Genomic DNA, 13565 nt, shown 5'->3' with positions numbered 1-13565 from the left:
AATGACTTATCATGAAATTGAAGAATTTATTAAAGAAAACGCTGAAGATGATGATTTTACAGGCGGAATAAGTGAAGAAAAAATCAAAGAGATACAAAATCGTTTAAATGTAAAACTTCCCGAGAGTTATAAGTGGTTTTTAAATAAATATGGCTCCGGTGGAATTTACGGGGTAAATATACTAGGCCATGGGAAAGTTTCTGCAAGGGTTGTTACAGTTACTGAGGAATATAGAACTTATTATAATTTAAGTGACGGTATTATCGTTATAGAAGATGTAGATGAATTCTCTTATTGCCTTGATACAAACAAAATGGAAAACGACGAATGTCCTGTAATAGTTTGGGCAAATGAAGCCGGTTATGGTGACAAGGTTGCAGATAACTTTCTGCAATTTTTCTTGGAAGAGCTTGAAGAAGCAAAAGAAAATTGGGAAGAGGACGAAGATTGGGACGATTAACTTGGTAAATCCTCTGAAACGCTGATGAGAACATTCGATGATTTAGCGCCATGCCACGAGATTAATAAATAATTTATGAATGAATAAAAGGAATAAAGTTTACCTTGAACAGCGAGGAGAATAGTGAAAATGTATGAAGAATATAGTAAGCAATCTTTACCGTCAAGAAAGTATAGGGAGTTGTTAAAAAGCGCAATCTGTGTTTTCAACTCTAACAATGCATTTATCATTGAAAATATACTTAAAAATGATGTGGAAAACAGGTTTAATTGGCAAGAATTAATTGACTATACTTCTGGTCAACTTAGTCAACCAATAAAGGAAACTATAACTAAGTTTTCAGGTGCAAAAATTACTTCGTGTTTTTCTGAAATCATTGAAATGAGAAATAGAATTATTCATAGCTTTCGAATAACCGATGGTGATGGTAAACAGACTTTAGCAACTAAACATAAGCATGGAAAACAGTTTATTATTACAGAGGATTACCTTTATCATTTTATTAAAAAGAACGAAGAGTTAAGTGATCTCCTTCATGAATTTAGAGGCCATTAGTTCTATCATGGAAAAGGGCGAGCGTCTTTTTCAAACCACTCCACACATTAAATCAGAGTTAGGCCTAAAAAGATTGTGAAGGGTTACTTAAACTATCGGGTGCATTAGTTATACAACAACCAATATCTGTTGTTCTAAAATCCTGTTCATCTATTAGGCCTACGATTTCTGTTGAAGAAGCAAATAGAGTTGAGTCTTGGGTAAATGAGGATTTTGAAAAAGGGGCAGACTTGCTTTGTGGTGGAAAAAGAGAGGGATCATTTTATTATCCAACAGGTTTTGAGTGCATACCTCACGACTGTCGGCTTGCTACTAAGTGAAGTTTTTGGCCCTGTTGTTTCAATTGAAGATCTTGAAAACGCTATTTCAAAATCTAATGATGTATCCTATGGTTTACAAGTTGGAATCTTTACTCAGAATATAAATGCGGCTTTTAAAGCTATAAATTAATTGGATGTTGGTTGAGTCATGGTAAACCATGGTTCTGATTATCGGATAGACGCTATGCCTTTTGGTGGGGGGAGGGATCGGGCTTAGGATGGGAAGGAATAAAATATTCTATCAGGAGATGACTGAACAAAGCAGTATGCTTTAATATTTCAAACAAAGGGTAAACCTTTAGAGTTCCGAATTAGTCTCTTAATTGTATTTGAAATGAGGAAGGCCCTGTTATTTCTTGAGTTAGAGGAGTAAACATTTGTTTATTCCTCTTTTTGAGCAGAAATAAATACAGATCAAAAGCGATCTTTTATACACCTGGAGCACAACATTGCATAGAGCAGGTTTAACAGGTGAACACAGAGCATAAAAAAACACCCCCTTATATGGGAGTGCCAAAACATTATGCGGTTTGCCCTCGGCGTTCCGCTGAGAAGTCATTATGGTGATCAAGCGCGATGTGGATACTGGCTGTATGGCCTCTTCGGGCTTCTTTAAAAACTTTGTGGCCGTCAAGAAGATAATGTCCAACAAGCCCAAGTAAGATAACTAAAAAGATAAAAGCCGATGCAAATTTAAATTTCATAAAGACAATCCCCTCTCTGAATTTGTTTTCGGGCATAAAGCACTTTCTCATAAAAGGCTGTAGCTACTTTATGGTCTTCATTTACATTATAATACATTGCTGCATCAGTCGCTAGGTCTTCCACATCTGAAAGCATAGCTTTTGATTCTAAGTAATCTAAGATTTTAAAAAGTCGTTCTTTGTCATTCTCAACGAATAAACCCATAAGAAAATCAAACATTTTTCCTAATACGTCATCGTTCAACTCCTTTGATAGCGTGAGACCTTGTTTACAAACCTGTTTTCCATCAATCGTGTTGAACAATTTAAAGTGCGTTTTTGCCAACATTAAAAGTATGTCAAGCAGTCGGCTAGAATTGTGAAGAGAATTAGTTTGATAAATTGACACGCCTTCTTTAAAATACTCCAATGCCTTCTCCATATGTCCTGTTGTAAATGAGCATAAACCGAGATTGTACAAAGAAGAACCTATTAACCGTGGCATATCAATTTCTTGTGCTTGTTTTAATGCATTCATGAAATGCGGTATTGCTTTTTCTGGATACTCCATGTCTAAATAATTCAGACCGATGACGAATGAACATTGGATTACTCTTATTGAGTACATTTCGTGTGCTTTGTAGGTTTCTATTGCTTGAACGATATGATGCATAGACATGTGGGTTTGCTTCATGTGATAGTACACTTCAGCAACTTTATAGTGAAATTCAGCTCGCTCTATTTCATCGGGGACAATAGATATCTTCTTTTCAGCTCGGTTGTAAAAACTTATTGCTTTAAGATATTCGTACTGTTCAAATTCATACATCCCATGAAAAAAGTTAAAATAATATTCAAGAATTCCTTTTAGATCGCTTTGTTTACTTTCGATCTCTTCTGATAAGTCTGAAATTTTAGGTCGTTCTTCATTCATGGTTTTTGGTTCAAGATAATCAAGCATTAATTGATGTCGAAAACACATGAGCGAATAGTACAACAATAAATCTTGATCTTCTTCCATAAGCTCTATTTCTTGCTTCACTTCTTCCTTCAAGATTTCTGCATCTGCAACACTGAATAACCTTATGTATTTGTACCATTCATTGATTTTTAAGCCAACTTTTGAAGAAGAGATCAATTGCTCCAAAAAAATCACCCTCCTAGCATTTCGTCTGATTATGTAATATTTTATCATAATGTAATATGTTGGGAAGGGTGTTTTTTCTTAATTTCTCAATTCGGTATGGAATGCGATAGAATCCTCCTTGTTAGAGAAGGGTACGGGATCAGTTTGCTGTTGCTTTTAGTAAGGCAAGCCATTCATCTAATGTTCCTGAGAAACCTTGTTGAACGCTAATTCATATGCTGATTTTCCATCTTTACCGGCAGCACCAGTAGCTCCAGTACTGCCTTTTTCACCTTTTAATGAAGCTAACCATTCAAAAGTGATGAATATTCAAGGCGGGAGTAAGGGGAATTAACAAAAAAATGTGAGGGAATGTAGATGAAACGATTTATCTTGGTTATACCGTTATTGGCTGCTGTTATTGCCTCTCCAACTCAAATGAAAGCAAGTCCAATGCCTTGTAGTGCAGTACTCGAACCGGTAAATCAAAAACTGAAAAATGCGAAGGGTGCGGCACTAATCTATAAGTGCAGTTATACCCGCCAAGTGCTGCAAGAACGAATATGAGTATTCTTGCTGTCCACCTTCCTCAGCCATCTTCTTATGGAAGCTACGACGGTTATGAAGGATTTGCCTCCAAAACAGGGGAGATCAGTTGGCGATTTAAACTATATCCGACTCCCGAGGAAAAGTGAGAGCCCTAATTGGGCTGGAAGGGTTGATTCCATATCAGCTGAAATGACAAATGTTAAAGTGCAAGTGCGCCTTTCAAATTCTAAGACGCAAAAGTTGGGGCCAAGTGTATTAACAAACAATATTCAATCTTGCTATTAGAAATGTAGAGTTCTTATCAAAGAGAGCAATGCGACTGGATCTTTTGTAAAGTGTCAAAAAGGTAATTGATCGAGAAATTCTGGTGAAAAATGAAAAAGAGTCCATTAAGATGCAATGTCTGGAGTCAATTCATCATTTGACAGAAGAGAGCCGGCAAAAGTCGATATTGCGTTTGATTTTGTACATAGAAAGACGGCATAAAAAGAAATGGTTAGCTAAAAAAAGGCAAAGAGTCAACGCTCTTTACCATCAGGTGTTTTCCTTAAGCGGTCTGCAATATGCTTAATTAAACTCAGCGCAGCAGTCACTAATCCAATAACTAAAACAATTTCAAGTAAGAGGATAAATCCAAAATTTAAACCGCGACTTTCAAAGTAATCACCAGTAAAAAAGAGCAATTGATAAATTCCAAGCATTAGCACAATAAAGGAAGCGCCTATAATCGCCAGAGACTTTTTAGAGAACTCCTTAGTATGGTTAAAATTATAAACCAATAAGAACAAAAATAGACAAGCCATGGCGATCTTATGAGTCAATGAATCACTTGCTGAGAACCCTTGCACAAGTAAGGAGATAATTAATCCGGTCATTCCGATTATTTTGTTCAATATATCACCTGCTTTGTATAAGTATGACCTTAGATATCAGCTTACCAATTAAAGGTGATATTCTCAACATAATGCAGTTTAAACTTAACTTAAAATCGTAATTTTAAGAACAAATTTAGAGTGGATCATGACATGCTGTTTATTATGCTGTAAACAAACGCAACAATAAATAATGGATAAGAGATAACAGCAATAAACTAGGGAATGTCATATTGAACAGCAATAATGTCTTCAAACCTCACCTCATCCGCTGATCTTTTCTGTTGACGATGTGTTAAAGCTGATGAGCGCTCAATGGGATACTTAGTGAAGAAGTAACGTTCATTGACGGAGGCTCTATATATGAAGCATTCCTGCTCCAAGGTTTATTTGACGATTCAGATGATGAAAAAGACACATTTATATTTTCAAAGGCTGAATGATAATTAGAGAGTAATTGAAAAAGACCACAGGACCGGATACCAAGAACATATTTTTGAATTACTGAGTACCGTTAAAATGGTGATGGATGAACTCAACAAAGTCAAATATAAGATTAGCAAATAAGCATCTTGAGTATTATTCAGTTTAAGCACAAGTCTGCATTATTATTTTAAACAAATATTTTAAAAATAAAAAAGAGAGGGAAACCCTCTCAATGCATTAATAATTGTAGTCCCAGTAAACATCGACATTAACTGTTACTTGGGCTGAAGTGTCATTATTATGAGCTCGGATATACAATTGTTTTCCTGTGATGCTTGATGTGTTGACGCTAAATACTTTGTAAAATTGTTCTCTTGAATAATTTCCTCCGCTCGGTCTAACAGTAGAAACTACAGTTCCATCTGACTTTACTAATTCATACGTCACATCCGCAGAGGCACTGCCCGTTGCGCCTGATTCTTGGAATCCCATCAGAGAGATCTTGGTTACATTGTTTGGTGTGAAGCTGCTGACTACAGTCTTCCATGAGTCTGGCCCTGTTCTAGCTAGATTGACTTTGCCTACACCGTTTTTGCGATCTGTGCCAGTTTTTAAAACATGGAAGCTATCAGTATTTGTTAAGGCTTCAAGATTACTGTGAGGCAGGGAAGCTGGCTCACTTTTAGCAGCAGCGTTCGCTGAAGCAGCTGCACCAGTAAGACCGATAGTTGAAACTAATAAAGCAATTGCTGTTTTTTTCATTAAAAGCATCTCCCTTGGTTTAGGTATGTAATACAACTATATTATAACAATTAATTTTGAAATAAATGGAGAATGTTGTGAATATATGGTGAATTTTCTGAATGGAGTGTAAATTTCTTCGGTGAAAATTTTAAGGAGGCGGTTAGTTGGAAACAAAAGATACAAGAATGATGGGTAAAGAAGGAGATAAAGATTTCGGAATTGCGGAATATTTGTGTTGACGAGGCTGCTGCTGCATTAAAGAAGTACGGGTAAATGAACTGATAATATGGAAGGAATGAACACTTGATGAACCGAAAATATCGAAGGCAGGTCTGAGGAAATTCGCAAAAGGGTGGATATAGCTGCGGATTTTGAATGGTTTAGAGAGCCAGAGAATAAAGTTTATGTCGTACATATAAATGATTTCCTTATGTATAAGAACATAGCTGAAAATCAATTAACACATACCTATATAAAAAGTAAAGCAAGTACAAAACACCGATTTCATCTTTGATGAAATCGGTACTGAACGCTGGATAAAGAAAAAAGTTAACCATACATTTGAACAAGCTTGCGAGGCTTTGATAAAGAAAGAACAGTCAAGAGACGAACCATTACATACATATAATACTCCTGTGAAAGCGGGGGTGTAGTTTTGGAACCTTACCAACGTTATGAGGAATTGAAGAAGAAAACAATAAAGGTTGTCCATAAAGATAATTACAGTATCCGCTATATAGAACAGGATGAAGCCAGTAATGACTTAGATGAATTTTATAAACAATTTGCTCAGCATTTATTGGAGGCTGCTTTGGAAAGGAGTGCAGAGTAAGCTTCTTTTTTTAATTGGTTAGTAGTAAGTATCTTAATAAACGGCTTTATCGGTACTGATATTAATCACATGTGTCACCTCTTGCAGCAAAGCGGCTTCTGCGACATTTTGTCCGCCGATAAGGTTGGTTTGAATGGCTTCAAAGGGATTATCCTCACATGTCGGAACCTGCTTCAGCGCAGCTGTGTGAAAGACAATATCAACACCTTTCATCACTTGGTTGACTCTTCTGTAGTCACGAACATCGCCGAGCACAAACGACAGTCTTTGTTCATCCGCGTATTTTTGTTTCATCACATATTGTTTGCTGTCATCTTTGCTGAACACAATGACTTCTTTAGGGGTTAAGAGCAAAAGGCGTTTTACTATTTGGCTTCCGATTGATCCTGTCCCGCCTGTGACGAGAACAGTTTTATCGTGAAAAAACGGTTGTAGCTCTACTGCTTGCTGTTTAGGCATGGCTTATCCTCCAACTCTCGTTTCTCTACCATGCATCATATGTTGAACAATTTCAGCGAGTTAATGAAAGAAACCAATAAATCAAAAATTAGAGAAAAACATTAATCTGATGCGCTTTCATATCGCTTTACCCGATTAATAGACTAGAAATCACAAATAAAACATTATACTAAACGTTCATTTTAAATATTTGCTCACGTCAATTTTTTCTCTTCATAAATTCTCACATGCGGACAATCTTCACAAAAACTTAACACTGACATTCCTGTATGTATTTTACAATTAAAGTACACTTTCATAAAAGGAGGAAGGAAAATGAATCATTCAAAAACACTTTTGTTAACCGCGGCAGCCGGATTGATGCTCACATGCGGTGCGGTTTCTTCCCAGGCCAAGCATAAGCTGTCTGATCCTTATCATTTTACCGTGAATGCGGCGGCGGAAACGGAACCGGTTGATACAGCAGGTGATGCAGCTGATGATCCTGCGATTTGGCTGGACCCCAAGAATCCTCAGAACAGCAAATTGATCACAACCAATAAAAAATCAGGCTTAGTCGTGTACAGCCTAGAGGGAAAGATGCTTCATTCCTATCCTACCGGGAAGCTGAACAATGTTGATATCCGCTATGATTTTCCGTTGAACGGAAAAAAAGTCGATATTGCGGCGGCATCCAATCGGTCTGAAGGAAAGAATACCATTGAGATTTACGCCATTGACGGGAAAAACGGCACATTACAAAGCATTACGAACCCAGACCGCCCGATTGCGTCAGCAATTGATGAAGTATACGGTTTCAGCTTGTACCACAGTCAAAAAACAGGAAAATATTACGCGATGGTGACAGGGAAAGAAGGCGAATTTGAACAATACGAATTAAATGCTGATAAAAATGGATACATATCCGGCAAAAAGGTAAGGGCGTTTAAAATGAATTCTCAGACAGAAGGGATGGCAGCAGACGATGAATACGGCAGTCTTTATATCGCAGAAGAAGATGAGGCCATCTGGAAGTTCAGCGCTGAGCCGGACGGCGGCAGTAACGGAACGGTTATCGATCGTGCCGACGGCAGGCATTTAACCCCTGATATTGAAGGACTGACGATTTACTACGCTGCTGACGGGAAAGGTTATTTGCTTGCATCAAGCCAGGGTAACAGCAGCTACGCGATTTATGAAAGACAGGGACAGAACAAATATGTTGCGGACTTTCAGATAACAGACGGGCCTGAGACAGACGGCACAAGCGATACAGACGGAATTGACGTTCTGGGTTTCGGGCTGGGACCTGAATATCCGTTCGGCCTTTTTGTCGCACAGGACGGAGAAAATATAGATCACGGCCAAAAGGCCAATCAAAATTTTAAAATGGTGCCATGGGAAAGAATCGCTGATAAAATCGGCTTTCACCCGCAGGTCAATAAACAGGTTGACCCGAGAAAACTGACTGACAGAAGCGGAAAATAAACATGAAAAAAGCAGCTTATCCAAGCTGCTTTTTGATGTGAAGAGCGTTTCATGAGAAAGTCTTGGAACGGATAGCCGCAAGCACAGCCGGAATCTGGTCATACGTGTACGCCGGTACTGTCTCTTGATAATTAAGCGCCGCGGTTTGTTTACGTTCACCCGGGTTTGTCATATAAAAATGGATCTTATCCGCAAAATCCGCAAGCCCGCTGTAAGAAACAAAGGATGAAAACGGGGGCGCGGGAGAAAGGTCTGTCAGCTGAAAGGCCTGACAAGCCGCAATGTCTAAGCTTCTCGTATTTAAACTGATATTTTCGATGCCGCGTACGTTCTGATTGAGCGCAAACCGATAAGAACGGTGAGGGTTTAAGACCACGTCTGCACTGTTGTAATATAATGCGGCACGTTCGGGTGCAATCCATTCATCCATTACGAGCACATTTTGCTGCCTGGCGATTTTTTTAGGCAGATGTCTGCGCCATCCCTTCCCGATGATACGAAGCGTATACGGAAGCTTCGCCGCTGCTTTCACCAGTTCAACGCGGTTCGGGTACGGGTATCCGATCAGAAGCAGATTTGTGTGAAGAGAAGCTTCAGCAGGTTGTTTCTTAAAAAGCCGCTGATTAACGGGGATCGGGACATAATATACGTGCTGTAAGCCCATTTGCCGGTAAGCATCAAGCGCGTTTTGTTCTATCGTTAAAATGGCATCGGCGAAAGGGGCGATTGTCATGCTCACATCGAAATAAAAAGGATCTTCCGTCATCCATAGATAAACGGGAATCTGTTCTGTCTTCAGCCATTGAAGCCATTCAGACGGAATACGGTCTCCCGTCATCATCAGACTGATGTCTGGTTTGAATGCCCGTATACTGCGGATGGTATCTTCCTCAAACTCAGAAACAGAAAAAAAGCGGACGGAAGACTGTAAAAAGCCTTCCTCGATCCAGCGGTCAAAATACGTGTATATGCCTTTATATCCTGAACGGATATATAAAACGTTCATATGCTGTTACGAAGTGAACGTGACACTTTCAACTTTGTCGACGTCAAGCAATGTTGTAGCAGAGCCTGCCGGTGTAACGGAATTTTCCTGCGTAACAAAAACGATTCCGTGAATTTCGTCAAAGGCAACAAATTGAACCGGGCCGATCATGTCTCCTGAATCCATCACAATGCTGATGACAGTGCCGGGCTGAATTCTTGCAAAAATCCATCTCGCCGCTAATGAAATACCGCTTCCCAATACAGATTGTGCGCTGAGACTGTCTTTCACCGCTGCTTCATCTACTTTTGCATCAATTGCCGCTTCCAATAATTCTTTTACGCTGTTTTTCACGTTATCTCCTCCATCTGTACCGCCAGATAAAGCGCTGTTGTCAAATACAGGGGCTAAAAGAGTTTTCAATAAGTTCTTTTTAAGCTCCAAACGATCTTCGCTCATGCGGACATACACCTCCTTTAACAATTTCAACCTCACGTTTATTCATATTCCTGATTGAAGAGATTGGTATAAGTCGAATGCCGTTTTGCTTGTGTTTTTTTCAATATTTAATCAAACAGCTGAATTTTCGAATCAGGCTTTGTTTGCCTATGCGGTTTGTAAGAGTATGACATACGTTGTATAGATTAAAAAATGAAGGAGAGGAATACTTTGGATTCAGAAGAAACTGTAAAACACGGGGGTTTTGAGGAGGACTTTCAGCTCGTACTGCTTCTTCTTCTTTTGTTATCCCGTCAGCCGTCCGGAGATCATTCAGATTTGCGGCGTCAGCTTGTAATGGCAAAAGAGCTTGGGGTTCCTGTATCACGCGTCAATCTGATTAACGGCAGCACACTGCAAAACGTAATTGTCAAAGAAGTGCTGTCAGATTTGGCCGTTTTTCAAAATCCGCTCAATAATACGAGATCAAACGTCGCGATTTCAAGCATCGTCAGCTGGGGTGCTTTTTAATAACGGATATCAGGCTCTGTCTCTTTCGGAGCCGTTTTTTATGTTTTACAGAAGGGGTGATGGGATGGAAAAGAAGATCTCAATTATCTTAACGAGTTACAACAAACCGGATCTTGTGAAACAGGCGATTGAAAGTGTTTTGCATCAAACCTACAGCAATTGGGAGCTGTTTGTAATGGATGATCATTCAAATGAAGAAACCTCGGCTGCCATCAGTACGTATATAAAAGATCCTCGCATATATTATGACAACAGTTTTATCAATCCTGCCGAACGGCTGAAGTCCACCCGGTATGCCGTTTTGATTAATGATGCGCTTTCACGGGCTAAAGGCGAATACATCACTTATTTGACAGACGACACCGTATTTCATCCGGATAGGCTCAGCCGCATGGCGGAAGCGCTTAATCAATACAGCGAGTTTGATGCCGTCTATTCCAGCCAGAAGGTGATACATGTAAACGGGCGCGGAACAGAACAATTCCACTTCTATCGTTTTGCTGAAGAGGTGCTAGATCAGGCCGCTTTTCTCGTTGACCACTGTTCAGTGATGCACCGGAGATCATTGCTTGAGCGTGTGAAAGAGAAGTTCGGCAGCTTTTGGGACGAAGATGTTATGCATTGGAATCACGGAGACTCTGTTTTTTGGAGCAGGCTCAACACATTTACATCATTTCTGCCGATAAAAGAAGTGTTGGATACGACCTATAAAACACCCCACTCATTTCAAAACACGTATCAATCGCTTCCGTCTGTCCTGATCGACGGATCCTTTGTAAAGGGGACGGATCAGAAAGTATATCAGCTTGACCGAAATAAAAGGAAGCCTGTAAACGAGCGCTGGCATTCGTTATATGAAGGCCGAACCGTCGTCATTCCGGATCCGTTTTTATTTCAATATGAGGAAGAGAACTCCGTCAGTATTCCGAATTTTCAGCTCGTCAGGGATCAGTTTCATGTTTATTTTATAGAAGACGGGGAGAAAAGGCTGGTTGATCATAGCGCATTTCGCTTTTACCGATTTAAACGGCATGACATCCCGGCTTTAGAGCGGGCCGAAATACAATCGCTTCCGGACGGTCCGCCGATCAGCCGGGGGACATCGGGCTGTATTCAACATCTGCCCGGGAGAATGCTGTTTCGCATTGAACGGGAATTTTATGTTTATTTGAGAGGGGTTCTCCATCCGATCAGTCATGACGTAGCGAAACGCTTTTTTGCGAATCAGAAGGCGATACCCATTTCCTTTCAGCAAATTAAACAATTACCAATTGGAATGCCGTTCTATCCGGTGTACGATGAAATTATGAGAAATCTCAATATAACAAAAGGTTGAGGGATGCAGTTGGATGTGTAAGGAAAAGGAGAGCTTTTATGACCGATCAATTTGATAAAACCGAGAAGCAGTATATAGAGCTTACTTCCGGCATTCAGAGGTTCGAGCATTTCAGTGTATATACGGACCCTTTTTTGCCGCAGATTTTTTCGCATAACTTTGTTCAGCTGCACCGTACATTTCCGTTAGACAAACTGCTGCCGTTTTTTTCGTCCGTTCCGGGCATGCTTCAAGCCAATTATATTCATGTGAAAGCGGCTCCGGAGCACGCGTTTCCGCTTCTTCTGAAACAAAATCTGGTAAAGCAGGGCTGCGTAGTGGAAGATGAGCTGTTTTTTGCAAGGAAACTGGAAAATGGGGACCTGCAGGCCGGACACCCGCTCACTGCTTGGGGGACGGAAAAAAGCCTCGCCGACGGGTCGTCTATTATGAACATCTATGATGCCCTTTACATTGGCGAGGCGGCGGCCGAACAAAAGCTTGAGCGGAAATATCCTTTGTATAAGGACGGAACGGTTATGCTTGTCGTGTGCTACAGCGACGCCTCGCAAACGATTCCGATCGGCTGCGGAGAGCTTTTCATCAACAAAGCAGATAAAACCGCAAAAATAGAAGAAGTCGCAATTCTGGACCAATTCCAACGAAAAGGCTACGGATCGATATTGATGAATGAGCTGATGGCGGCGGCAAAGCTGAACGGCATGGAAACCGTATACCTTGTGACGTCCGGGATGGACGGTGTAAACCGCTTTTATGAAAAACTCGGCTTCAAAAGATTTCGGCGCGTGCATACAATTTTTCATTATTTTCTTACATAGTTGGGCATTCGCATAAACCAATTGGGAGTTGGCCCGCATACAATGCCGTATATCGTAAGAAGAAAGGATGATTTGCGCATGTACGGATACGGATATGGCTACGGTTGCGGCAGTTTTGGCTATGGTTACGGGCACGGCGGCTGCGGAGGCGGAACCAGCACTTTTGTGCTGATCGTGGTATTGTTTATTTTATTAATCATCGTCGGTGCGGCTTTTATTTGTTAGACTGAAAAAAATCCTATATTGAAAATCAGCCTGCAGAGAACATCACTTTCTGCAGGCTTTTTGTTATACCCATGCTGAAAAATCAGCTTGAAAAACATTTTAATACATATTACCTTTCTGGAGAAGGGGGCGAAAATGTGAACATAACGATTGAAGAATTACCTGAATCCAGAATTGCTTACTTCCGAAACATCGGAGAGTATGGCGGAAAGCAAAACAATGAACTGATGGAGTCATTTAAAAACTGGGCGCAATTGAATGGTCTGCTTTGTCATTCTGTCATTTTAGGAATTCCGCAAGATCATCCGAATCGTACTCCTAAAGAGAAATGCCGCTATGATGTTTGTCTTGTTATCAATCAAGACCATGTGCCTGAACCAGCCCGGATTGGTACATTTTCCGGAGGGAAGTACGCTGTTTTCTTGCTTGATCATACAAAAGAGGCAGTCAGTGGATTTTGGAACACTGTTTTTTCTGAGATCGAAAAAAATAATTTATCAATCAGAGAGCAGCCCATTATCGAAAGGTATACTTTACAAAAGGTGAATCATCATTTGTGTGAAATATTGATTCCCATACGGTAAAGAAGACGGGAATTTTCCGCCTTCTGCTTATACTGATTCAGATCAAAAATGATGGATGATGAGCTGAGCAAAGAATAAAATCAACAATAGGAATAGAATTTCCAGAACGCTCTTCAGGCTGTCGGGACATCTCCGGCAGCCTGTTTTACAGAAAG

General features: G+C 40.1%; 18 protein-coding genes and 3 pseudogenes. 14 read left to right on the top strand and 7 right to left on the bottom strand.

Translation table 11 applies throughout. The annotated features are described in order from the left end of the window. Window position 1: 1 nt before the first annotated feature. The 4 genes from V7728_RS13090 to V7728_RS13080 all read left to right on the top strand — a co-directional run bounded on the left by V7728_RS13090 (window position 2) and on the right by V7728_RS13080 (window position 1465). Window positions 2-460: an SMI1/KNR4 family protein gene (locus V7728_RS13090; RefSeq protein WP_041482154.1), complete on the top strand. Its 459-nt coding sequence runs from the start codon at window positions 2-4 to the stop codon at window positions 458-460. Window positions 461-589: 129 nt separating this feature from the next. Continuing rightward, window positions 590-1015, top strand: coding sequence for a selenium binding protein (locus V7728_RS13085; protein WP_076425305.1), 426 nt, complete (start codon window positions 590-592; stop codon window positions 1013-1015). Between the two features lie 110 nt (window positions 1016-1125). After that, a complete protein-coding gene (locus V7728_RS20525) occupies window positions 1126-1335 on the top strand; it encodes an aldehyde dehydrogenase family protein (protein WP_353752944.1) in 210 nt (69 codons plus the stop codon). Further along, window positions 1253-1465, top strand: a complete 213-nt coding sequence (locus tag V7728_RS13080) for an aldehyde dehydrogenase family protein (protein ID WP_157773903.1) — start codon at window positions 1253-1255, stop codon at window positions 1463-1465. Before V7728_RS20525 ends, V7728_RS13080 begins: the two co-directional genes overlap by 83 nt. 391 nt (window positions 1466-1856) lie before the next feature. Here the strand turns inward: V7728_RS13080 and V7728_RS13075 are convergent, their stop codons facing one another. Further along, window positions 1857-2039 carry a hypothetical protein gene (locus V7728_RS13075; RefSeq protein WP_003153655.1) on the bottom strand — a complete coding sequence of 61 codons (183 nt, stop codon included), beginning with the start codon at window positions 2037-2039 and terminating at the stop codon, window positions 1857-1859. Beyond that, window positions 2029-3165 carry a Rap family tetratricopeptide repeat protein gene (locus tag V7728_RS13070; RefSeq protein WP_076425302.1) on the bottom strand — a complete coding sequence of 379 codons (1137 nt, stop codon included), beginning with the start codon at window positions 3163-3165 and terminating at the stop codon, window positions 2029-2031. The genes V7728_RS13075 and V7728_RS13070 overlap by 11 nt, the downstream gene beginning before the upstream one ends. 357 nt (window positions 3166-3522) lie before the next feature. Between V7728_RS13070 and V7728_RS13065 the strand changes: the two are divergent. Further along, a pseudogene (locus tag V7728_RS13065) lies at window positions 3523-3978 on the top strand (hypothetical protein). A gap of 138 nt (window positions 3979-4116) precedes the next feature. Next, a pseudogene (locus tag V7728_RS20520) lies at window positions 4117-4195 on the top strand (hypothetical protein); the annotation flags it as partial. 16 nt (window positions 4196-4211) lie between these two features. Here the strand turns inward: V7728_RS20520 and V7728_RS13060 are convergent. Beyond that, on the bottom strand, window positions 4212-4586 hold the full coding sequence (locus V7728_RS13060) for a YoqO family protein (protein ID WP_015240044.1): 375 nt from the start codon (window positions 4584-4586) through the stop codon (window positions 4212-4214). 642 nt (window positions 4587-5228) lie between these two features. After that, window positions 5229-5753, bottom strand: coding sequence for a hypothetical protein (locus V7728_RS13055; protein ID WP_025284882.1), 525 nt, complete (start codon window positions 5751-5753; stop codon window positions 5229-5231). A 361-nt stretch (window positions 5754-6114) separates the two neighbouring features. Between V7728_RS13055 and V7728_RS13050 the strand changes: the two are divergent. Beyond that, a pseudogene (locus V7728_RS13050) lies at window positions 6115-6388 on the top strand (hypothetical protein); the annotation flags it as partial. Window positions 6389-6390: 2 nt separating this feature from the next. After that, window positions 6391-6567, top strand: coding sequence for a recombination directionality factor SprB (gene sprB, locus V7728_RS13045; RefSeq protein WP_003153662.1), 177 nt, complete (start codon window positions 6391-6393; stop codon window positions 6565-6567). A gap of 33 nt (window positions 6568-6600) precedes the next feature. Here sprB and V7728_RS13040 read toward each other — a convergent pair whose 3' ends face one another. Further along, window positions 6601-7026, bottom strand: coding sequence for an SDR family NAD(P)-dependent oxidoreductase (locus V7728_RS13040; RefSeq protein ID WP_003153663.1), 426 nt, complete (start codon window positions 7024-7026; stop codon window positions 6601-6603). Window positions 7027-7341: 315 nt separating this feature from the next. Between V7728_RS13040 and phyC the strand changes: the two genes are divergently transcribed. Further along, on the top strand, window positions 7342-8493 hold the full coding sequence (gene phyC / locus V7728_RS13035; RefSeq protein ID WP_094031784.1) for a 3-phytase: 1152 nt from the start codon (window positions 7342-7344) through the stop codon (window positions 8491-8493). Window positions 8494-8542: 49 nt separating this feature from the next. Here the strand turns inward: phyC and V7728_RS13030 are convergent, their stop codons facing one another. Both V7728_RS13030 and V7728_RS13025 read right to left on the bottom strand, forming a co-directional pair. Next, on the bottom strand, window positions 8543-9499 hold the full coding sequence (locus V7728_RS13030) for a CgeB family protein (RefSeq protein ID WP_099566851.1): 957 nt from the start codon (window positions 9497-9499) through the stop codon (window positions 8543-8545). 6 nt (window positions 9500-9505) lie between these two features. Continuing rightward, complete coding sequence (locus V7728_RS13025) at window positions 9506-9937, bottom strand: hypothetical protein (RefSeq protein WP_012117783.1); 432 nt, start codon at window positions 9935-9937, stop codon at window positions 9506-9508. Between the two features lie 210 nt (window positions 9938-10147). Here V7728_RS13025 and cgeC point away from each other — a divergent pair, with 210 nt between their 5' ends. The 5 genes from cgeC (at window position 10148) to V7728_RS13000 (ending at window position 13410) form a co-directional block, all read left to right on the top strand. Then, window positions 10148-10447, top strand: coding sequence for a spore maturation protein CgeC (gene cgeC / locus V7728_RS13020; protein WP_059368415.1), 300 nt, complete (start codon window positions 10148-10150; stop codon window positions 10445-10447). 64 nt (window positions 10448-10511) lie between these two features. Then, on the top strand, window positions 10512-11783 hold the full coding sequence (locus V7728_RS13015; RefSeq protein ID WP_099566849.1) for a glycosyltransferase family 2 protein: 1272 nt from the start codon (window positions 10512-10514) through the stop codon (window positions 11781-11783). A gap of 38 nt (window positions 11784-11821) precedes the next feature. After that, on the top strand, window positions 11822-12601 hold the full coding sequence (locus V7728_RS13010) for a GNAT family N-acetyltransferase (RefSeq protein WP_080130164.1): 780 nt from the start codon (window positions 11822-11824) through the stop codon (window positions 12599-12601). Between the two features lie 78 nt (window positions 12602-12679). Continuing rightward, complete coding sequence (locus V7728_RS13005; RefSeq protein ID WP_014418145.1) at window positions 12680-12826, top strand: YjcZ family sporulation protein; 147 nt, start codon at window positions 12680-12682, stop codon at window positions 12824-12826. Between the two features lie 137 nt (window positions 12827-12963). Continuing rightward, window positions 12964-13410, top strand: a complete 447-nt coding sequence (locus V7728_RS13000) for an AraC family transcriptional regulator (protein WP_025284877.1) — start codon at window positions 12964-12966, stop codon at window positions 13408-13410. The last annotated feature ends 155 nt before the right edge of the window (window positions 13411-13565 follow it).

Origin of the sequence: Bacillus sp. JHAA, from assembly GCF_036961585.1 — a bacterium.
In the GTDB taxonomy this organism is placed as follows: domain Bacteria; phylum Bacillota; class Bacilli; order Bacillales; family Bacillaceae; genus Bacillus; species Bacillus velezensis.
The sequence above is the reverse complement of the archived record's forward strand: the minus strand, read 5'-3'. Positions and strand labels throughout refer to the sequence as shown.